17 protein-coding genes are annotated in these 21,487 nt (G+C 69.4%); 10 read left to right on the top strand and 7 right to left on the bottom strand.

Features of this window, described 5'->3' with window-relative positions; genetic code table 11:
• Window positions 1-14 precede the first annotated feature (14 nt).
• The gene (locus tag AC1DP3_RS16030; RefSeq protein WP_477294993.1) at window positions 15-1,517 is read left to right on the top strand and encodes a glycoside hydrolase family 43 protein; all 1,503 of its coding nucleotides are present in this window, start codon (window positions 15-17) and stop codon (window positions 1,515-1,517) included.
• 192 nt (window positions 1,518-1,709) lie between these two features.
• Here the strand turns inward: AC1DP3_RS16030 and AC1DP3_RS16025 are convergent, their stop codons facing one another.
• Both AC1DP3_RS16025 and AC1DP3_RS16020 read right to left on the bottom strand, forming a co-directional pair.
• Window positions 1,710-3,194: a DUF1593 domain-containing protein gene (locus AC1DP3_RS16025; protein ID WP_477294992.1), complete on the bottom strand. Its 1,485-nt coding sequence runs from the start codon at window positions 3,192-3,194 to the stop codon at window positions 1,710-1,712.
• On the bottom strand, window positions 3,191-4,264 hold the full coding sequence (locus AC1DP3_RS16020) for a nucleoside hydrolase (protein WP_477294991.1): 1,074 nt from the start codon (window positions 4,262-4,264) through the stop codon (window positions 3,191-3,193). Before AC1DP3_RS16020 ends, AC1DP3_RS16025 begins: the two co-directional genes overlap by 4 nt.
• A 369-nt stretch (window positions 4,265-4,633) precedes the next feature.
• On the opposite strand from AC1DP3_RS16020, the gene AC1DP3_RS16015 reads away from it, so the two are divergent.
• Window positions 4,634-5,677, top strand: a complete 1,044-nt coding sequence (locus AC1DP3_RS16015) for a hypothetical protein (protein ID WP_477294989.1) — start codon at window positions 4,634-4,636, stop codon at window positions 5,675-5,677.
• 75 nt (window positions 5,678-5,752) lie between these two features.
• Here the strand turns inward: AC1DP3_RS16015 and AC1DP3_RS16010 are convergent, their stop codons facing one another.
• Window positions 5,753-6,757 (bottom strand): LacI family DNA-binding transcriptional regulator, encoded by a 1,005-nt coding sequence (locus AC1DP3_RS16010; RefSeq protein ID WP_477294987.1) that lies wholly within the window; start codon window positions 6,755-6,757, stop codon window positions 5,753-5,755.
• Window positions 6,758-6,855: 98 nt separating this feature from the next.
• On the opposite strand from AC1DP3_RS16010, the gene AC1DP3_RS16005 reads away from it, so the two are divergent.
• The 8 genes from AC1DP3_RS16005 to AC1DP3_RS15970 all read left to right on the top strand — a co-directional run bounded on the left by AC1DP3_RS16005 (window position 6,856) and on the right by AC1DP3_RS15970 (window position 15,883).
• Window positions 6,856-7,239, top strand: a complete 384-nt coding sequence (locus AC1DP3_RS16005; RefSeq protein ID WP_477294985.1) for an L-rhamnose mutarotase — start codon at window positions 6,856-6,858, stop codon at window positions 7,237-7,239.
• Entirely contained in the window at window positions 7,236-8,402 is a 1,167-nt protein-coding gene (gene rhaI, locus AC1DP3_RS16000) for an L-rhamnose isomerase (RefSeq protein ID WP_477294983.1), read from the top strand. The genes AC1DP3_RS16005 and rhaI overlap by 4 nt, the downstream gene beginning before the upstream one ends.
• Window positions 8,403-8,407: 5 nt before the next feature.
• Window positions 8,408-9,304: an alpha/beta hydrolase fold domain-containing protein gene (locus AC1DP3_RS15995; protein ID WP_477294981.1), complete on the top strand. Its 897-nt coding sequence runs from the start codon at window positions 8,408-8,410 to the stop codon at window positions 9,302-9,304.
• Window positions 9,305-9,366: 62 nt separating this feature from the next.
• A complete protein-coding gene (locus tag AC1DP3_RS15990) occupies window positions 9,367-11,403 on the top strand; it encodes a bifunctional aldolase/short-chain dehydrogenase (RefSeq protein ID WP_477294980.1) in 2,037 nt (678 codons plus the stop codon).
• A 142-nt stretch (window positions 11,404-11,545) separates the two neighbouring features.
• Window positions 11,546-12,970 (top strand): rhamnulokinase, encoded by a 1,425-nt coding sequence (locus AC1DP3_RS15985; protein ID WP_477294979.1) that lies wholly within the window; start codon window positions 11,546-11,548, stop codon window positions 12,968-12,970.
• Entirely contained in the window at window positions 12,967-13,947 is a 981-nt protein-coding gene (locus tag AC1DP3_RS15980; protein WP_477294977.1) for a serine hydrolase domain-containing protein, read from the top strand. Before AC1DP3_RS15985 ends, AC1DP3_RS15980 begins: the two co-directional genes overlap by 4 nt.
• 80 nt (window positions 13,948-14,027) lie before the next feature.
• On the top strand, window positions 14,028-15,653 hold the full coding sequence (locus tag AC1DP3_RS15975; RefSeq protein WP_477294975.1) for a DHA2 family efflux MFS transporter permease subunit: 1,626 nt from the start codon (window positions 14,028-14,030) through the stop codon (window positions 15,651-15,653).
• Between the two features lie 83 nt (window positions 15,654-15,736).
• Window positions 15,737-15,883 carry a hypothetical protein gene (locus tag AC1DP3_RS15970; protein WP_477294973.1) on the top strand — a complete coding sequence of 49 codons (147 nt, stop codon included), beginning with the start codon at window positions 15,737-15,739 and terminating at the stop codon, window positions 15,881-15,883.
• Between the two features lie 111 nt (window positions 15,884-15,994).
• On the opposite strand, the gene AC1DP3_RS15965 is transcribed toward AC1DP3_RS15970, so the two are convergent.
• From AC1DP3_RS15965 to AC1DP3_RS15950, 4 genes are all read right to left on the bottom strand, one after another.
• Entirely contained in the window at window positions 15,995-17,047 is a 1,053-nt protein-coding gene (locus AC1DP3_RS15965) for a family 43 glycosylhydrolase (protein ID WP_477294971.1), read from the bottom strand.
• 21 nt (window positions 17,048-17,068) lie between these two features.
• Entirely contained in the window at window positions 17,069-19,678 is a 2,610-nt protein-coding gene (locus tag AC1DP3_RS15960) for a family 78 glycoside hydrolase catalytic domain (protein ID WP_477294970.1), read from the bottom strand.
• A gap of 1 nt (window position 19,679) precedes the next feature.
• A complete protein-coding gene (locus AC1DP3_RS15955) occupies window positions 19,680-20,588 on the bottom strand; it encodes a carbohydrate ABC transporter permease (protein WP_477294968.1) in 909 nt (302 codons plus the stop codon).
• A gap of 2 nt (window positions 20,589-20,590) precedes the next feature.
• Window positions 20,591-21,487 (bottom strand): carbohydrate ABC transporter permease (locus AC1DP3_RS15950; RefSeq protein WP_477294966.1); only part of this gene is annotated, 897 nt, incomplete at its 5' end.

Raw genomic sequence — 21,487 nt, 5'->3', positions numbered from 1 at the left:
GACCCAAGGACCCCATGACCACGCTCTACAACCCGCTGCTCAACGGCTTCCACCCCGACCCGTCCGTCGTGAAGGTCGGCGATGAGTGGTTCCTCGCCACCTCGACCTTCGAGTACCTGCCCGGCATCCCGATCCACCGCTCGCGAGACTTCGAGACGTGGGAGCTCATCGGCCACGTCGCGACACGCGCAGGGCAGCTGGCCGTCGAGGACGTGCCGACGGCAGGGGGCGCATGGGCGCCGACGATCCGCCACCGCGACGGCATCTTCCACCTCGTGATCACCGACGCGATGGGGCGCGGGATGCTGCACTTCACCGCCACGGACGCCGCGGGCCCCTGGAGCGACGGCGACCTCATCCTGAAGCAGGACCGCTCGGGCTCTGTCGACGGCATCGACCCCGACATCGCCTGGGATGCCGACGGCACCGTCTACATCACCTACTCGGGTCTGATCCTCAGCGGTGAGGGGATCGGCGAGCACCTCGGCATCCTCCAGGTCACGGTCGACCTCGACAACCACGTCGCGCTCGAAGAGCCGCGGTCGCTGTGGTCGGGAACCGGCGGCGGCTTCCCCGAGGCGCCCCACCTGTACGAGGTCAACAGCCGCTGGTACCTGATGATCGCCGAGGGCGGCACAGAGCGCGGCCACGGGATCTCGATCGCCCGAGGCGACTCGCCCGAGGGGCCGTTCGAGACGGCGCCGCAGAATCCGCTCGTCTCGGCGCGCTCGACGACCCGGCCGATCCAGAACACCGGGCACGGCGACCTCGTCGTCGGCCCCGAGGGGGACTGGCTCTGCGTCCTGCTCGGCGTGCGCCCGCGCTCGATGACCCGCGCCTTCTCGGCGCTCGGGCGCGAGACGTTTGTCACGCCCGTGCGCTGGGAGGACGACGGCTGGCCCGCGATCGACCCCGTGCTGCTCAACGTCCGCCCCGGCACCCGCGTCGAGATCTCATTCGACGAGCCGCTCGACGCCGAGTGGATCGCCGTGCGCGCCCTCCCCTCCGCCGTCTCCGAGGTGTCGTCAGGGACCCTGGTGCTCCGCGGCGACGGCTCGACCCTGAACGACCCGCGCCCCGTCTTCGTGGGGCGGCGGCAGGAGCACCTCACCAGCTCGGTGACGGTGACGATGGATGCCTCGGCCGGCGTCGGCGGTCTGGCCGTCCGGTATGACGAGCACTTCCACGTCGAGGTCGAGGCGGGCGGCGGCTCGCTGACGGCCCGTGCCGTCGTCAGCGGTCTCGTCCAGGAATGGACGGTTCCCTTCTCGGGCGGCGTCCTCGACCTGCACATCGATTCACGAAAGCCCGCGCCCACCGGCGGCTTCCCGCGCACGGGCGACGAGTTCCACCTCGGCGCGATCATCGACGGCGAGCGCATCGACCTCGCGACCGTCGACGGCCGGTTCCTCTCGTCGGAGACGACGGAGTCCTTCACCGGGCGGGTCATCGGCGTCTATGCGGTCGAGGGCGTCGTGTCGTTCCAGCGATGGATCGCCGAGGGCGACGACGACTGAGGGGCTCCGGACGACGGAGGTCGTTGGCGGAGCTGACGCGGGGCGGAGTGGGGCGGAGCTGACGCGGGGCGGAGTGGGGGCGGAGCTGACGAGGGACGGAGCCGCCAGCGGACGGTGACTCGCACAGGACCGCAGCCACTGCCGGCGCAGCCCCCTACTGACGCGGGCTGACGGCCGACCCGCCCGCCCGCGTCAGCGGACGGTGAGGATGACGCGCGCCCAGGCCTTGAGCGGACGCGGGGCTGCATCCTTCGCCTCGGCGATGACGTGGATCGTGTCGCCCGTGCGCGCGTCCGCGGGGATGCGGACGCTCGTCACGGGGCCCTCGCCGGCGCCGAGCGCAGCATCCCGTTCACACGTACTTGCCTCGCGGTCGATCGACCACCGGCACCGGACGTCGTCCCCGTCCGGGTCACCCAGGCCAGCCGTGAGGGTGACGACTTCCCCGGGATCGACGAAGCGGTCGACCCCCTCCTCGATGAGCACCGTGGGGTGGTGATTGGCGTTCTCGAACCGGGGCGTCGCACTCCAGCGCAGGCGTCCGGCGAAGTCGGCCTGCGCGTCGGCGAACCAGCGGACGACCGACCCCTCGTCCCCGGGCGGCGGGGCGTTCATCCAGTCCGGACCGTCCCCGCCGACGTGGAACGCGGCATCCGCGAGCCGCCAGGTGTCCACGCCCTCATCCGTCCGCTCGTAGCGGCCACCCCACCCTCCGAAGGAAGGGTGCTCGTGGCCGCGCAGGCCGGGCACGATGAGGTTCAGCATGTTGGTCGTGTCGCCTTCCGAGATCCATTCCCCGGCGGGTTGCGGCTCAATCCACACGCCGTATCCCTGCGAGCGAAGTTCGTCGGCGCTCTGACCGGACAGGTGGAAGTAGTCCGTCATGTCGCCCGGGACCATCTGCCGTCCGTCACCCCAGACCCGGTAGAGCGCGCCCAGGGGGCTCACGCTCGTGACATTCTCGCGGGTCCACTCGGCTCCCAGCAGGTCGTGGTCCTCCGAGCGGATCGTCTTGCGCGCCATGTACCCCCAGGCGAGGGTCGCCACCTCGATGACACGGATGCCGGGCCACACCGGGGCGATGTAGTCGTCGTAGCTCGTGTCCTGCGAGGCGAACTTCGTGATCACCGCCTTCGCGGACACCTCGGCGTGGACGCGCGGCCAGTCCTCGGAGTCGCGAAACCGCTCCTCGATCGACATGAGAGCGCGCGCCACAGTGCTCGGTCCTGCCCACAACTGCAGGTGCAAGGGTCCGGGATGCTGGTCGAGCAGCGCATCGGTGATCAGGAGCGAACCCGGCGTCTCGTGGCTGGTGTCGCCTTCGAAGTCCACGTTGCCCTCGCGGATGAGGGAGCGGAGCCTGGATGGCGCGGGATACCGGGGGTCGTGCACGACGAGGTTCTCGTAGACCTCCTCGTAGGCGTCGACGGCGTCGTCGATGAATCGCTCGCCGGGCGCCCAGCGCCACGATGTCTGGGGCTCGTCGTACTCGCGTCCTGGCAGGAAGAACGAAGTCCCCCGACCGTCGCCGCGCCAGTGGAACCGGCTCGAGGCGTAGATCAGTCCCTCGACCTCCACCTCGTTGCTGTAGAGCAGGAAGCGGATCATCGAGTTGAGGTCGTCGAGCTCGGGGTCGGCGGTGACGATCGTGCGCGGCCGCGCCGGCGTGGCGGTCACGAGACCACACCCGCCGCGTCGGCGTCGGCCTCAGCGTCGGCCTGCCAGTCGCTGAACTCGGCGAGCTTGAGGAAGAAGTCCTCGAACATGAGCCGCGTGTCGACCCACGTGTACACGCGCATGGAACGCGCATCCGGCCGTGCCTCATACCGGCCGTCGGCGGTGATCGCCGGTGTGGGCTGCGTGACGTACCGGCTGGAGGTCGGGTCGGGCTCGAAGAGCGACTGCAGTGCGGTCAGCAGCACCAGAGGCGAGTCGCCGAGCGCATACGTCTCGCTCGCGCCGCCGAGGTGCTCGGCGACCACATCGACGAGGTGCGCGACCTCGTCGTACAGGAAGCGGCCGAGCGGACCCGTGGCGGCGACACGCAGCCGGAGCTCGGCATCCGACACCAGGCACTGTCGATACACGTCGCGGGGAACCTGCCACACCGGGAGCGCCGAGTCCTCGAACACGACCTGACCCGCGACCACGTCGATGAGCAGGTTGTATTCGATCGGCATCGCGTTCGGCGGCGGCACGGCGAGTCCTTCATGCTCGGCGCCGCCGATCCAGATGAGTGTCAGGCGGTCGGCGATCCGCGGCTCGACGAGCACCGCAGAGGCGAGGTCGGTGAGCCCGCCGCCGGCGACATAGAAGAGCGGCCGGGGGTCCTCGCGCAGCGCCTCCGCGATGATCGCGTCGACGGCGGGGGCGGGCTGCGGAGTGTGCCGGTCATCGAGCGGGATGTCGGAGCCCCGCCGGATCACGTCGGTGGAGGCCAGGCCCATGCGGGCGAACACGTCCTCGACGACCGTGGCCGCGTTCTGGGCGCTGCGCCCCGACGGGTCGAGTGGATCGTCGGCGCGCAGGTGCGAGGCCACGATGAGGCTGATCTCGACGCTCGGCGAGAGCAGGTGGTGCACCAGCTGGTACAGGTCATCGGGATCGCCCGAGAAGTCGTTGTCGATGATCACGCGGGCACGTGCGCCCCCGTGCTGTGGGATCGTCTGCCACGGTGCGGTGCCGAGCGTCCATGACGCCGCGCCACGTCGCGTCGTCAGCTCATGGGGTAGTGGGACCCGGGTCATCTTCGACGTCCTTCCGACCTCTCGACCCTATCGCCCTCGGGCCCGTCTGACAAACCGGTTGACCTCTTCCCCTCCCTCCCTCCCTCCCTCCCTCCCTCCCTCCCTCCCTCCTCCCTCCCTGCCTCCCTCCCTCTCGAGTGGAGGGATGCCGGGGCCACCCTCGCGTGCGCCGCCACCACTCCATCCCTCCGCGAGTCCACCGACATCCCCCGAGTCCACCCATTTCGATGCGCTCATCTCGGTGGATTCGGGCCGAGTGTGTGGACTCGCGTGCGCTGCGCGATCCTCCCCAACCGCGACGGGGAGGGGGAATGACACCGATCTCCGGGAGCGGGCGTCGGGAGCGTCCCGCAGATCGAGAGTCGAACGATGGATGCCCATGCAGCCGCCGCTCTGATCCGCACCGTCGATGACCTCGAGCGCGAGGGGAGAGGCATCCGATCGATCAGGCATTGGATCGCGTCAGGTGAGATCGTGCGCGTGCATCCGGGCCGGTTCGTCGATGCTCGACGGTGGCAGTCGCTCTTCCCGGAAGATCGCCATCTTCTCCGCGTCGTCGGAGCCGAATCCGCCCGTCGCGGAGGGGATGCCGTGTGGTCGCATGTGTCGGCCGCCGCGCTGCTCGGACTTCCGCTGTTCCGCCACCGTGAAGGAACCCCCCACCTGAGTGGAGTCGGCACGAACGGCCGAGTGGGAGGCGCAGACCCTGTCCGCCGCCACGGCGTCCACGTGAGCGACGACGACCGCATTGAGGTCACCGGGATCGTCTGCACCTCACTCGAGCGGACCGTGTTCGATGTCATCCGCACCGTCGGCCGCGAGACCGCCGTCGCCTGCGCTGATGCAGCCCTCCGCCTCGTCGGATGGCGCGAATCGGATCGTCGCTTCGACGAAGATGCTGCGGAGGCCTGGCGTGACTCGCTGCTGGAGCGGGTGGTGGATTCAGCAGGAGCACGCGGCATCCGGCAGGCACGGTGGGTCGCACGATTCGCTGACGGTCGTTCGCAACTCCCCGGTGAAAGCGTGAGCCGCCTCTACCTCAACGACCTCGGATTCGCCCCTCCGCAGCTTCAGGTCCCGTTTCCCGGACCCCGCGGTCAGGACTATGCCATCGACTTCGGACTCGACGACGTGGATGCGTGGGGGGAGTTCGACGGCGAGGGAAAGTACTTCGACGTCGCCCTCGGGGGCGATCCGGAGGGGCGCAAGGCGCTTCTCCGCGAAAAGGAGCGCGAGGACTGGATCCGAGGCCGCAGCGGGCGGGCCTTCGTCCGTTGGGGGATGAGCCACGTGGCGAACGCAACGACCTTCCGCAGGCACCTGGCCTCCTTCGGCCTGTCGCCGGGACGCCGGCCCCCTCCACCGAATCCACCCATGTCCGGCGAAGCCACGCAGTTCGGCGCGCCAAAGTGAGTGGAGTCACGCGAAGTGGGTGGAGTCGCGCTCAAGGCAACGGGAGAACGCCGTGCGCGGGTCCCCCGACCGGCCTCAGCCGCCGGTCGAAGCCCGGACCACCAGCTCGGGCTGGAATCGCACGTTGCGCTCGTGGCCGGCGCCCTCGCCGAGCTCGGCGAGCAGCACGTCCACCGCCGTGTATCCGATGAGGGATGCCGGCTGCCGGATCGAAGAGAGCGGCACGACGGTCGCGGACGCGAAGTCGATGTCGTCGTAGCCGATGAGCGCGATGTCCTCGGGCACCCGCAGATCGGCCATCAGGCTCAGACCCTGCAGGAGCCCGACGGCGAGCAGATCGTTCGCCGCGAACACGGCATCGGGTCGGTCTGCGGCATCCCGAGCGACCAGCGCCTCACCGGCGGCGCGACCCTGCAGGACCGTCAGCGCAGGAGTCTCGATCACCTCGAGCGAGGCGCCCTCCACCCGCTCGACGGATCGCCGCGCCCCTTCCAGGCGGTCGGCGACCTGGCGCGTGGCGAGCGGCCCCCCGATGAAGGCGATCCGCCGCCGGCCCAGCCCGAGCAGGTGCGAGACCGCGAGCTGGCCACCCTCGATGTCGTCCACGGCGACCGAGAGATACTCGCCGCCGCTCGTCTCGCGGTCGACGAGCACGACCGGCACGCCGGCGTCACGCAGACGAGCCAGGGGCGCGAGGTCGTCGGTAGCCGGCGTCACCAGCACTCCGTTGACGCGCTGCTCCTGAAACAGATCGAGGTAGGCCGACTCACGGTCGAGGCGCTCGTCGCTGCTGCCCAGCAGCACCGTCATGCCCTCCTCCGCTGCGCGCGCCTCCGCGCCGCGGGCAACCTCGGCGAAGAAGGGGTTTCCGACATCCAGCACGACCAGACCGATGCAGCGACTGCGGCCGGCACGCAGCTGCCTCGCCGCGTCGTTCCGCACATAGCCGAGCTCGGCGATCGCATTCATGACCCGCTCGACCGTCGACGCCGCGACCTTCGACGGCTGATTGAGCACGTTCGAGACGGTTCCCACCGAGACGGATGCCGCCGCGGCGACGTCCTTCACACTCACCGCCATGAACCACCCCTTGCTCCGCTTGCGTGAAACGATACAACCCAGGTATGATTTTGAAACGATTCACACCGTCGGTTTCCGGCGATCACCGAAGGAGCCCGATGGCGAGCACCTCCCCCACCCGGGTCTGCTTCCAACTGCAGGTCCATCCCGGGCTGCTCGACGAGTACATCGAGCGCCACAGTCCGGTGTGGCCCGAGATGCTCGCCGAGATCGCCGCGGCCGGGCGCCGCAACTACTCGCTGTTCCTCGGCGACGGCGGCAGGCTCATCGGCTACTACGAGACCGACGACGACGAGGCCGCCCAGCGGTACCTCGCGGCGTCCGCCGTCGCCGCGAWGTGGGAAGCCGAGATGGCCCGGTTCTTCGTCGGCCTCGAAGGCCGACCCGACCAGGCCGCCACCCCCCTCGCCGAAGTCTTCAACCTCGAAGCCCAGCTCGCCACCGCCGGCGCAGCATCCGACCAAGAAAGCGACGCATTGTGAGCATCCTCACTCCCGACATCCTGTCCGAGCTCGAGCTGCAGGGCATCGAACTGCCCTCGTGGGCGTTCGGCAACTCCGGCACGCGGTTCCGCGTCTGGACCACGGGCGGCACGCCCCGTGACCCGTACGAGAAGATCGCGGATGCCGCGAAGGTCAACGAGTACACCGCCCTCGCACCTAGCGTCGCGCTGCACATCCCGTGGGACAAGGTCGATGACTACGCCGACCTCCGCCGTCACGCCGAAGACCTCGGGGTGTCGCTCGGCACGATCAACTCGAACACCTTCCAGGACGAGGACTACAAGTTCGGTGCGCTGACGCACCACGACGAGCGCATCCGGTCCAAGGCGATCGCGCACCACATCGAGTGCATCGACATCATGGATGCGACCGGCTCCCGCGACCTCAAGATCTGGCTCGCCGAGGGCTCCAACTACCCCGGCCAGGCTGACATGCGCGGCCGCCAGGACCGCCTGCAGGACTCGCTGCAGCAGATCTACGCGCGCCTCGGCGACGACCAGCGCCTCGTGCTCGAGTACAAGTTCTTCGAGCCGTCGTTCTATCACACCGACGTTCCGGACTGGGGAACGTCCTACGCCCAGGTGGCCGCTCTCGGCGACAAGGCACTTGTGTGCCTCGACACGGKACACCACGCGCCCGGCACCAACATCGAGTTCATCGTCATGCAGCTGCTCCGCCTCGGAAAGCTCGGCTCGTTCGACTTCAACTCGCGCTTCTACGCCGACGACGACCTCATCGTGGGCGCGGCCGATCCCTTCCAGCTGTTCCGGATCATCTTCGAGGTCGTCCGCGGTGGGGGCCTCAACAACCCCGAGGTCGCGTTCATGCTCGACCAGTGCCACAACATCGAGGACAAGATCCCCGGCCAGATCCGGTCGGTGCTGAACGTGCAGGAGATGACGGCGCGCGCGCTCCTCGTCGACCGTGCCGCCCTCGCCGCGGCGCAGGAGTCGAACGACGTCCTCGCGGCGAACGCCGTGTTCATGGATGCCTTCTACACCGACGTGCGTCCGGCCCTCGCCGAATGGCGCGAGTCCCGCGGACTCGCGGCCGACCCCATGGCGGCGTACGCGGCATCCGGCTACCAGGAGAAGATCACGGCCGACCGCGTCGGCGGCGTCCAGGCCGGCTGGGGAGCGTAACCGGCATGGCAGATCCGTACGCCGCCGCCGAGGGGCTCGTTCGCGTGTACCCCGCGCGCGAGCCCAACGGCTCGGGACTCGTCTGGGCGCACGGCGGCGCGTTCGCCTTCGGCGACCTCGACATGCCCGAAGCCGACTGGGTGGCACGCTCGCTCGCGACTCGCGGGACGACGGTCATCTCGGTCGACTACCGGCTCGCGCCGACCCCGGCCGGATTCCCCTTCTCGCCCGACGGCGCCGCCAGGGACGGCTTCGTCTACCCCTCCGGGTCGGACGACATGCTGACGGCATGGTCGTGGGCGGTCGAGAACGCGGCGCGGCTGCGTATCGACCCCGAGCGCCTGGCGATCGGCGGCGCGAGTGCGGGCGGCAATCTCGCTGCGGGCGCGGTGCTGCGCCTGCTGGCAGCGGATGCCGCTCCCCGGCCCGCGCTGGCCGTGCTCGCCTACCCGACACTGCTCGCCGTCCAGCCCGCCCCCTCGCCCGAGCTGCGGGCGGCGCTCGACGCCCACCCCGAGGCGGACGGCTTCGGCCCGGAAAGCGTGCGGGGGATGTACGAGCTCTACCTCGGCGGACCGTTCGACGATGCCCCGCTGTACGCGGTGCCGGGCACGGCCACGACCGATGACGTCGCCGGGTTCCCGCCCACGCTCATGATCAACGGCGAGGTGGACGAGCTCCGAGTGTCCGGAGAGGTCTTCGCCGCCACCCTCGCCGAAGCCGGCCGCGAGATCGAGGTCGTCACCGAGGCCGGGACGACCCACGGTCACCTGAACAACCCTCAGCAGCCCGCAGCATCCGTCTCGATCGATCGCATCGCCACGCGCCTGGCCGCCTTGCGCTCCCCGGCGCTCACCCCGGCCCCCTCCCCCTCGAGCAGCCAAGACCCGCCGACCGGCTGACGCCGCCTCGGCGTGTCTTGACCACTCGACCCACGAACCCACACCCCCGAAGGATCCTCCCCATGACCAACCCCGCAGCCGACGAGCTCATCGCGCGCAGCAACCGACTCGGCGCCGACCCGAAGAACACGAACTACGCGGGCGGCAACACGTCCGCGAAGGGCACCGAGACCGACCCTGTGACGGGCGAGCCCGTCGAGCTGCTGTGGGTCAAGGGCTCGGGCGGCGACCTCGGCACCCTCACGGAGGCCGGACTCGCCGTACTGCGTCTCGACCGCCTGCGCGCGCTGCAGAACGTGTACCCGGGGGTGGATCGCGAGGACGAGATGGTCGCGGCGTTCGACTACTGCCTGCACGGCAAGGGCGGCGCTGCGCCGTCGATCGACACGGCCATGCACGGGCTTGTGGATGCCGCGCACGTCGACCACCTGCATCCCGATTCCGGTATCGCGATCGCGACCGCTGCGGACGGCGAGGCGCTCACGGGCACCATCTTCGGCGACAAGGTGGCGTGGGTGCCGTGGCGGCGCCCCGGCTTCCAGCTCGGGCTCGACATCGCCGAGATCAAGGCGCAGAACCCCGAGGCGATCGGCTGCATCCTCGGCGGACACGGCATCACCGCGTGGGGCGACACGTCCGAAGAGGCCGAGCAGAACTCGCTCTGGATCATCGACACCGCCGCCGCCTACATCGCCGAGCACGGCAAGGCCGACCCGTTCGGCGGCGTGCGCGCCGGGTTCGAGGCGCTTCCCGAGGACGACCGCCGCGCGAAGGCCGCTGCCCTCGCGCCGACGATCCGCGGCCTGGCCTCGCACGACAAGCCGCAGGTCGGCCACTACACCGACTCCGACGTCGTGCTGGACTTCCTCGCGTCCGAGAACGCTCCTCGTCTGGCGGCGCTCGGCACCAGCTGCCCCGACCACTTCCTGCGCACCAAGGTGAAGCCGCTCATCCTCGATCTCCCGGCATCGGCGACGGTCGAGGAGTCCATCGCGCGCCTGCACGAACTGCACGAGGAGTACCGCACCGACTACCAGGCCTACTACGACGCCCACGCCACGGCCGAGAGCCCCGCGATCCGCGGCGCCGACCCGCTCATCGTCCTGATTCCGGGCGTGGGCATGTTCTCGTACGGCGCGAACAAGCAGACGGCCCGCGTCGCCGGCGAGTTCTACGTCAACGCGATCAACGTCATGCGCGGTGCCGAGTCGCTCTCGACGTACTCTCCGATCTCGGATGCCGAGAAGTTCCGCATCGAGTACTGGGCGCTCGAAGAAGCCAAGCTGCAGCGCATGCCCAAGCCCAAGACCCACCAGGGGCGCATCGCGTTCGTCACGGGCGCAGCATCCGGAATCGGCAAGGCGATCGCGGTGCGACTGGCTGCCGAGGGCGCCTGCGTCGTCGTGGCCGACCTCGACCTCGAGAAGGCGCAGGCCGCGGCCGCAGAACTCGGGGGGACGGATGTCGCCATCGGCGTCGCTGCGAACGTCGCCGATGCTGCCGGCGTCCAGGCCGCGATCGACGCGACGGTGCTCGCGTTCGGCGGCATCGACCTCGTCGTCAACAACGCCGGACTCTCGCTCTCCAAGCCGCTGCTCGAGACCACCGAGAAGGACTGGGACCTGCAGCACGATGTGATGGCGAAGGGCTCGTTCCTCGTCTCGAAGGCGGCCGCGAAGGCGCTCATCGAGCAGAAGCTCGGCGGTGACGTCATCTACATCTCGTCGAAGAACAGCGTGTTCGCCGGCCCCAACAACATCGCGTACTCGGCCACCAAGGCCGACCAGGCCCACCAGGTGCGCCTGCTCGCGGTCGAGCTCGGCGAGCACGGCATCCGCGTGAACGGCATCAACCCGGACGGCGTCGTGCGCGGCTCCGGCATCTTCGCGGCCGGCTGGGGCGCCAACCGCGCCGCGACCTACGGCGTGAAGGAAGAGGACCTCGGCCAGTACTACGCCAACCGCACGATCCTCAAGCGCGAGGTCGTGCCCGAGAACGTCGCCGACGCGGTCTTCGTGCTCACCGGTCCTGAGCTCTCCCGCACCACCGGCCTGCACATCCCCGTCGACTCCGGCGTCGCGGCCGCGTTCCTCCGATGACTCGGCTGTCAGGCGTGGCTCCTGCCCCGATCCCTTCCTGTCGACAGAGCGCTCTCTCGCCGAGCGTGCACCTTATCGACGTGAAGAAGCCGCTCTCTGGGCGACAGAGCGCACTGCCGACCACCGCGGACAGGGCAGGCGTATGAGCATGAGCACGGGCGCCGTCGCTGCCGTCGACCTCGGCGCGACCAGCGGCCGGGTGATCATCGGGCACGTGGGGCCCGACACGCTCGACGCCACATCGGTCGCACGCTTCCCGAACCACCCGGTGCAGGTCGGCGACGGCCTGCACTGGGACATCCTGTCGCTCTACGGCGCGGCGGTGAAGGGGCTCCGGGAGGCATTCCTCGCCGAACCGGGCATCGCGAGCATCGGCGTCGACTCCTGGGCGGTCGACTATGGGCTGCTGCGCGGCGGACGGCTTCTCGGCGACCCGTTCCACTACCGCGACACCCGCACGGCCCGAGGGGTCCAGACCGTTCACGACCGGATGCCGCATCCCGAGCTCTTCGAGCGCAACGGGCTGCAGTTCCTGCCGTTCAACACGCTCTACCAGTTCGCCGCCGAGCCGCACGACATCCTCGAGTTCGCAGACACCGCGCTGCTCATCCCCGACCTCGTCGGGTACTGGCTGACCGGTGAGGCGCGGGCCGAGCAGACGAACGCCTCGACCACCGGCCTCCTGCGCGTGCTGAATGGCACCTGGGACGACGAGCTGATCAGGGCCCTCAGCATCCCGCGCGGCATCCTTCCCCCGCTCATCGCGCCGGGCGACCGCCTCGGCGCTCTGCTGCCCGACGTCGCGTCGTCGATCGGCGCCCCCGCAGGCACGCCGGTCACCGCCGTCGGATCGCACGACACCGCCTCGGCCGTCGTCGCCGTGCCGATGCAGCCGGATGCCGCCGCCTATATCTCCTGCGGCACCTGGGGGCTCGTCGGGGTCGAGGTCGACCACCTCGTCCTCACGCCCGAAGCGCTGGCCGCCAACTTCACGAACGAAGGCGGGGTCGACGGTCGCGTGCGCCTGCTGCACAACGTCATGGGGCTCTGGGTGCTCAGCGAGGCCGTGCGCACGTGGGAGCGCCAGGGACACCCGATCGACCTGCCGACCCTGCTCGATTCGGCGGAGGAGGTCACCGCATCCGTCCCCGTCTTCGATGTGAACGACCCGCGGTTCCTCGCCCCCGGCGACATGCCCGCCCGCATCGACGCGTGGTGCGACGAGCACGGCATCCCCGCTCCGCGCACGCGCGCCGAGTACGCCCGCAGCATCGTCGAGTCTCTCGCCCAGGCCTTCGCCGACACCGCCCGCGAAGCCGGACGCATCGGCGGAGTCGATGTGCGCACGATCCACATCGTCGGCGGCGGCTCGCTCAACGAGCTACTCTGCCAGCGCACCGCCGACCGAGCGGGCCTTCCGGTGCTCGCGGGCCCGGTCGAGGCGACCGCGCTCGGCAACGTCCTCATCCAGGCCCGCGCCGCGGGGCTGGTGTCGGGGTCGCTCGAGTCGCTGCGCGACCTCGTCGCACGCACGCACGCTCCGCGCCGGTACGCTCCCAAGGCATGACCGACTCCTACTCCGCAGCCTTCGACTGGGCCCAGCGTCATGTCGATGCCGGGCGCCTCCCCACCGCCGTCCTCGGCATCGCGACAGCCGGCGGCATCGTCGCCCTCGACGCCTTCGGCGAGACCGCCGGGCGCCCCGCGAAGGTCGACGACCACTTCCGGCTGTTCTCGATCACGAAGCCCCTCGTCGGCCTGGCCGCGGCCCGAGCGGTCGAGCGCGGCCTCCTCGGCATCGAGACCCCGCTGACCGCGGCGGTGCCCGAGTTCGGCCAGGGGCGCGATGACGTCGTGCGGCTCCGCCACCTCGTGAGCCACACCTCGGGCATGATCGAGCCCCCGCTGGATGTGCCGCAGGGGCTGGCCGCAGCGCTCCGCACTCCTGGTCGCGACTTCGCAGCGGGCGAGGCGTCGCGCTATTCGTCGATCGCCTTCGAGGGGGTCGCCGAGCTCATCACGCACACCACGGGACTCTCGTGGGATGCCGCCGTCGCGGACTGGGCCGATTCGGTCGGCGCCGACGGGCTCACTCTCGACGAGGCATCCGATCCCCACACGATCACGGATGCGGAGGCCTCGGGCGTCGACACCGCGAAGTTCGTCGCCCTGCGCCACCCGGGCGCGGGGCTCATCGGCCGGGCGTACGACCTCCTGGCGGTCGGGTCCGCGCTGCTGCGTGACGACGGGGAGATCGTCCAGCCCGCGACGCTCGCGATGATGCGCCGGCCGTTGACGGGTCACATCCCCCGCCTGGAGCCGTACCCGGCCGAGCGCGGCCAGGACTGGGGCTTCACCTGGAACCTGCGGACCCGCGCGCCCGGACTCATCGACCGCGACACCTATGGCCACGGGGGCTGGTCGGGCACCGAGTTCTGGGTGCATCCGACGGCGGGAGTCGCCTGGGTGCTGCTGACCAACCAGGCCCAGCGTCCCGGAGTCGACGCCGACGAGCTCGACAACGCCGTCATCGCCGCCCGCTGACCCCACACCGGCCCACCATCCCGTGAAGAGCGGGGCGATCGCGGCTACCCAAATCACTTATTGCTAGATAAGCTAGCGAAATGATTCAGACGTCGCGGCGCCGCTGGGCAGGACTCGTCTTCATCAGCGTCGCTGTGGCGCTGATCATCGTCGACTCGACGATCGTCAATGTGGCGATCCCGGCGATCGTCGACGACCTCGGCATCACCTCGACCCAGGTGCAGTGGGTGCAAGAGGCCTACACCCTCGTGTTCGCCTCGCTCCTGCTCGTCTTCGGGAGCCTCGCCGACAGGATCGGACGACGACGGATGCTGCTCGCCGGCGTTGTGATCTTCACCCTGGCCTCCGTCGGCGCAGCTCTGGCGAGCACCGGCGAGCTGCTGATCCTCGCGCGGTTCGTCCAGGGCGTCGGCGGTGCGCTGATGCTTCCGACGACTCTCTCGCTCCTCAACGCCACGTTCCGCGGCCGCGAGCGCGCCATCGCGTTCGCCGTCTGGGGATCGACGATCGGCGGGATGGCGGCCGTCGGACCGCTCCTCGGCGGGTGGCTCACCACCGAGTTCTCCTGGCACTGGGCGTTCCTCATCAACGTGCCGCTCGGCATCCTGATCTTCATCGGAATCCTCCTGACCGTCGACGAGTCCCGCGGCGGGGCCACGTCGATCGACGTCGTCGGAGCACTCCTGTCGATCGTCGCGACCGCGGCACTCGTGTTCGCGCTGATCGAGGGCCGCAGCTACGGCTGGTGGACCATCGACAAGCCGTTCACGATCGGCGACTGGACGTGGCCGTGGAACCTCTCCCCCATCCCGGTCGCCTTCGCCATCGCGCTGGTCGGCATCATCGCCTTCGTCGCCTGGGGAAACCACCGGCGCCGGCAGGGCAAGTCGACGATCATCGCCTTCGGGCTGTTCCGCATCCCGTCGTTCCGCAACGGAAACATCGCCGCGATGGTCGTCTCGCTGGGCGAGTTCGGGATCATCCTCGCCCTGCCCCTCTGGCTGCAGTTCGTCCTCGGATTCGAGGCCGTGCAGACGGGCCTGATCCTCCTTGCCCTCGCGATCGGCTCGTTCGTGGCGAGCGGGCTCGCCGGAGCATTCAGCGGGCGGTTCTCGCCGGTGTGGATCGTGCGGGCGGGACTCATCGCCGAGATCATCGGCGTCACGGCGGTCGCGTTCGTCATCGCCCCGGATGCCTCGTGGGTGCCGCTGATCCCCGCGCTCTTCGTGTATGGACTCGGCGTGGGCCTCGCCACCGCGCAGCTCACCGGAGTCGTGCTCGCCGACGTGCCGGTCACGGAGGGCGGCCAGGCATCCGGAACCCAGTCGACCTCCCGCCAGCTCGGGGCAGCGCTGGGCATCGCCATCCTGGGCACGATCCTCTTCTCGAGCACCGCCGCGGTCTTCTCCGCGTCGCTCGACGATCGCGGCATCCCGTCCGATCAGCGCGACCAGGTCGTCTCGGCCGTCGTCGACAGCGCGGGCGGTGCGATCGCCGGCCTCGAGCAGTCGCCGCAGACCGAAGCGGTCGCCGAGGACGCGAAGGCTGCACTCTCGCAGGGAACCAAGTACGCCAGCTTCGCGGCAGCCGGCTTCCTCGTGCTGGGTCTGCTCGCGACACTCTCGCTCGGCTCGGGATCGCGACCGCGGGATCCGGATGCCGAGGCCGACGCGCCGCCGGCCGTGCCCGAGCTCAGTGAGTCCTGAGGCCGCCTCCCACCCTCGCCGGGAGCGACCTCGCCCCTGTCAATCCCTGTCGGCGGATGCAGGCCCCGGCCTACCGTGAGGCCATGGACGAACGACGAGCAGAAGACGGCCCCATCGAAGAGGACGCACCCACCGGCGGCGACGAGACGACCGAGGAGCAGCTCCAGGCCGACAACCCGGCCGAGGAGGACATGCTCAAGGCTCTCGAGCCGGGCGCGCCCTCCGCCTGACCGTCGGAGAATGGGCCGTTGGTCGGAGCATCCGGCGGCATCGCACCGACATCCGCGGGAATGTCCGACGCGAGCGCCAGCCCAGCGGCCGACCCGGATCGACCCGCCGTCTCAGGCGTCCTCGAACTCCTCGAGCCGCCACTCGTCGCGCCACTCGATGACGGGCCGGTCGCCGTCGAAGCGGATCGGCAGCCAGACGTAGTCAGCGATCGACGAGTCGACGTGCGCGAACTCCTCCATCGGCTCGTCGCTGTCGCGGCCGGGTGCGAAGTGCCGCGTGAAGGCCTCCTGGGCCCGCGCGCCATGGTCGAGGTAGCCCGGAAGCCACCGATCCGCGATCGCGATGTAGAGATCCTTCTTGCCCGGATGCCGGAACACCGACGAGATCTGCGAGTGGAACGACGTTCGCGACTCGTCGGACGGATGCAGGTCCCCGAGCACGTCGAAGGGCCCGTGGTACGACGGAGCCACCGCCGCTTCGGAGGGATTGGGGTAGTACCCGGTCGTCCCCGAGGTGAGCAGGTAGTGCCGACGGTTGCGCGAGAAGTAGGCGGGAGCCTCGCGGACGAAGGGCGGCTGCGGCTGCGGGAAATGCGTCGAGTAGTAGCCCGTGACATCGGTGTAGTCCGAGGTCAGGTCGGCGCAGATCATCTCGGAGTGCACGCGCTCGAAGTAGTAGTAGGCCTTCCCGTCGTGCGGGTCCACCACGAGGTCGAAGTCCCCGGCGCTCATGTCGAGCGGCCGCAGCCACGTGCGCACGATCTCGTACGGCCCGAGGATGCTGTCGGCGGTCAGCACGGTCGAGCGCTGAATCGAGCCCTTGGTCATCACCTTGATCCAGCAGACGTACTTCTGCGTATGCGCGTTGTAGATGATGTGCGGACGGTCCAGCAGCTGTGACGGATGCAGCGGCGAGGCCTCGTCGTGTTCGTCAGGGGGAATGATCAGCCCGCGGTCCTCCCAGTTGCAGAGGTCGGTCGACGAGTAGCAGCGCACGCCCCAATGCCAGATGCCGCTTCCGGGCGTTGAGAACTCCTTGTTCTCGCCGTACCAGTAGTGCACGCCGTCGGCGGTGAGCACCGAGCCCCCGTGGGCGTGGATCCGCTCACCCTTCGTGTCGAGCCAGGGCCGGCCGGGCGTGATCGACGTCTTGCGTTCGTTCATGAGTCCTCTGCTATCTGCCGGTCAGGCGTCGACGGGCTCGCGCCGCCAGCCGAAGAAGGGGGCTTCGGGATCGTCGGCGACAGCCCGGAACGAGGTGCGGAACGAATGCGCGCCCGGTCCGACTGCGATCTCCTCGCCGCCGCCGCCAGGCAGGACGACGACTCCCCGGGATGCCGCGGGCACCGTCACCTCGATCGTCAGCGTCTCGCCTTCCCGGCGCCAGGCGATGGCCGCCGTTCCCCTGACGCTGTCGAACCGCGCCGACGCATGCTCGAGCCCGCCACCGGGGCGCGGCTCGAACCGCACGACCTCCCAGCCGGGAGCATCCGACGACAGTCCCGCGACGGAGCGGTGGAGGAAGTCCGCCACCGCGCCCAGCGCGTAGTGGTTGAACGACGTCATATCGCCGGGGTTGATCGACCCGTCGGGCAGCATGCTGTCCCAGCGCTCCCAGATCGTCGTCGCCCCCATCGTGACCGGGTACAGCCACGAGGGCAGACCCTCCTGCAGCAGCAGGTGGTAGGCGTAGTCCATGCTCCCCGAGAGCACGAGGGCGTCGCAGATGATCGGCGTGCCGACGAATCCCGTCGAGATGTGGAAGCCACCGTGGCCGACGAGCTCGCGCAGCCGTTCGCCGGCGCGCGCGGCCTGCGCCGCCGAGGCGAAGAGGTCGAAGACCAGCGCCACGGCGATCGAGGTGGCGGTGTCGCTGACGACCCGGCCGGAGGCGCTGATGAACTCGTCCTGGAAGGCCCGCGTGGCGCGTGCGGCGATGAGCCGATACCGCTCGGCGCCCGCGGCATCGCCGAGCAGCGTCGCGGTCTCGGCCACGATCCGCGCGGTCTTGACATGGTAGGCCGTGGCGACGAGATGCCGGTCGGTGTGCGAGTCGCCTGGGCTCTCGGGGGGAGCCGTCGGGTCCAGCCAATCGCCGAGCTGGAAGCCGGCGTTCCAGAGCCCGGTATGTCCAGTGAGACCGTCGACGAGGTCGACCCACGCGCGCATGCTCTCGTACTGCTCGGCGAGGATCTGCGTGTCGCCGTCGTCCTGGTACATCGTCCACGGCACGATCACCGCGGCATCCCCCCAGGCAGCCGTCGGGAAGTTCGGGAACCCGCACTCGACCCACGGCACGAAGTTGGGCACGTGCCCCTGGTCGCGCTGCTCGTGGGCGAGATCCCGCAGCCAGCCGGTGAGCGTCCCGTGCGCGGCGAACAGCCTCAGTGCGGTCGGCGCGAAGACCTGGATGTCTCCCGTCCAGCCGACGCGCTCGTCGCGCTGCGGGCAGTCGGTGGGCAGGTCGACGAAGTTGTCGCGCATGCTCCACACCACGTTCGAGTGCAGCTGGTTCAGGCCCGCGTGCGAGCTCTCGAACGTGCCGGTGCGCCGCATCCCGGTGTGGATCACGACCGCTTCCACATCGCCGTCGCGCAGTTCTCCGGGCCAGTTCTCGAGCTCCGCGTACTGGAAGCCATGGATCGTGAACCGGGGCGAGTACTCCTCCCCCGGCGTGCCCGCGGCGACATACGTGTCGACGGATGTGGCCGTGCGGAGGGGCCGGATGCCGAGCTCCCCGTTCTCGATCACCTCGGCGTGGTGCAGCACGATCGTGTGCCCGCGCTCCGCGCGGGGCCGGATCCGCAGCACACCCGAGATGTTCTGGCCGAAGTCGAGCCGGATGCGTCCGTTCGGTCGGCGGTCCACCGACACCGGGCGCAGCACCTCCGTCTCCTGGACGGGCAGCGCGGTCGGCGCCTCGATCGCAGCCGTGAACGATTCCCGCGGCAACGGGATCGCCGGTGCCCAGCCGGAGCCGTCGAAGCCCGGCGCCGACCAGCCCTGGGGAAGCAGCCGGGCGTCGTGCGTCTCGCCCTCGTAGAGGCCGACTGCGGTGATGGGCGACTCGCTGAACGTCCACTCGAGCGGCACGATGAGGTGCTCGCCGTCGACCGTCGTCAGCTCGAGCTGCGCGAGCAGGGCGACATCCGTCCCGTACAGGTCCCAGAGGCCGCCGTCGAAGCCGATCCGACCGCGGTACCACCCGTCTGCGAGCCACGCGCCGAGCACGTTCTCTCCGTCGGCCAGTGCTGCCGTGAGGTCATAGGTCTGATACCTCAGCCGGTGGCTGTAGCTCGTCCAGCCGGGTGCCAACCTGTCTTCGCCGAGGCGACCGCCGTTGACTTCCAGCTCGTAGACGCCGTGGGCGGTCGCATAGAGCCGCACCTTCGCGATGCGCTCCACGGGCACGCCGGGGTCGAAGCTCGCCCGCAGCAGGTACCCGGGACGCAGGATGCCCTGCGCCGCCGAGGTCGAGGGCGACGCGAAGTCCACCCGCCAATCGCCGGCCAGGCCGCGTTCGATCGTCGTGGCCGGGGTCCAGGCATCCGTCCCCGCGGCCCGCAGGCGCAGGGCACCGCCTTCGCGCGGAGCGAGCGAAGCGAAGGGCCAGGCGATTCGGGTGGTGCCGACTGCTCTCGCGCGCTCGACCCTTCCGCTGTCGCGGGTGAACTCCAGCTCGAAGTCCGTCCCGTGCTCGGCGGTCGTGAACGAGATGCGGGGAGCATCCTCGTCGATTCCGACCGTGGTTCCCGCACGTCTGTTCTCGAGCCAGATCTCGGTGATGTCCGTCACGTCAGCCCTTCACCGATCCGGCCGTGAGGCCCTTCATGACCTGCTGGTTCAGGAAGAGGTAGATCAGCAGCGTGCCGAAGACGCTGACGGCGATCGCGGCGAACGTCGGCCCGTACTGCACCGCGCCGTACTGGCCGGTGAAGTTGAGGAGTCCCACCTGGATCGTCCGCAGGTCGCTGCTGGTCGTGAAGGTCAGCGCGACGAGCAGATCGTTCCAGAGGAAGAAGAACTGAACGAGTCCGACCGTGAAGAGCGCATTGCGGACGAGCGGGATGCCGACCGACCAGAACATGCGGAAGATGTTCGCGCCGTCGAGGGTCGCCGCCTCGAAGATCTCGCGGGGCACCGCCCGGAAGAACGTGGCCATCATGAACACGGTCAGAGGAAGGCCCGTCGCCACGTAGGTGAGGATGAGCGGCCAGAACGTGCCCGTGAGGTGCAGCCGGAAGTAGATCGTGAACAGCGGCAGCAGGATCATCTGCGTCGGCACCATGATGCCGATGAGGAAGAGCAGGAGGACCGTCGCCTTGCCGCGCCAGACCATCACCTCCAGGGCGAAGCCCGCGGCGACGCCCAGAATCAGGATCGCGGCGAGGGACGGGAAGACGACGAGGATGCTGTTGCGCACGTACGTGCCGAAGCCGCCGGTCGTGAACACCTCGACGTAATTGTCGAGCGACCAGTTCTCCGGGAGAGCCCAGAACGGAGCATTGAGGAACTCGTCCTGGGTCTTGAACGACCCGAGGAACATCCACACCATCGGGTAGATCACGACGATGAGCAGGATCGTGATCAGGATCCATCCCGGGATGCGGGACAGGATGCCTCGCACCGAGCGCGGACGCCGAGGCGGCGCCTCATGGATGTCGGGCAGATCCTCACCCGTGACGAATGCTGTCGTGGCGGACATGGTCACTCCTTCGTGAGGTCGCGGCGCGTCGACCGGAAGATGAACACGGTGAACAGCAGGCAGAGGATCGTCAGCATGAGCGCGATCGTGCTGCCGTAGCCGTAGTCGCCGTAGGCGAACGAGGTGCGGAACATGTAGAGCGTGAGCGGCGTGGTCGCATTGCCCGGCCCACCGGCGGTGAGCGCGACGACGGTGTCGAACACCTTGAGCGTTCCGTTGATGCTGAAGATGAGGCTCGACAGGAGCACCGGGAGTGTCAGCGGGATGATGATCGTGCGGATGAGCTTCCAGCCCGAAGCGCCGTCGATGCGGGCCGATTCGATGAGCTCTTCCGGGATGTCGACGAGTCCCGCGTAGAGCAGCACGGCGTAGAAGCCCATCGAGCGCCACAGATCCATGAGGATGACGACCCAGAAGGATGCGGCCGGCATCCCGAACCAGTCGACGGTGTCGCCGCCCAGCAGCATGATGAGCGAGTTGACCGGACCCGTGGTCGGCGCGGCTTCGAACAGCCGCTGGAAGAGCAGCGCGATAGCCACCGTGGGAAGGACCACGGGGAAGAACACGATCGTGCGCACGAGACCCGAGCTGCGGCGCAGCCAGAACACGTACATCAGCGCCAGTCCGTAGCCGAGCGCCACTTGGAGCCCCGTGAGGACGACGGCGTACTTGAGGGTGAAGAACACCGCATCCCAGGCCGCCGGGTCCTTGAAGAACTTGACGAAATTGCCGAAGCCGTTGAAGGTGAACCCGATGATCGGGTTGCCGTCCTGCACGGTGTAGTACAACGACCACACCATCGGCACGAGGATGACCAGGGTGTAGATCAGCAGGGCGGGGCCGAGCAGGATGAGTATGGCGCGCTTGTCGCCGAGCACCTGTTTCATGTCGGGTGTTTC

The sequence above is a fragment of the Microbacterium sp. P5_B6 genome (genome assembly GCF_056400345.1).
Note: the sequence above shows the minus strand (reverse complement) of the source record. Positions and strands in the feature narration are given on the sequence as shown.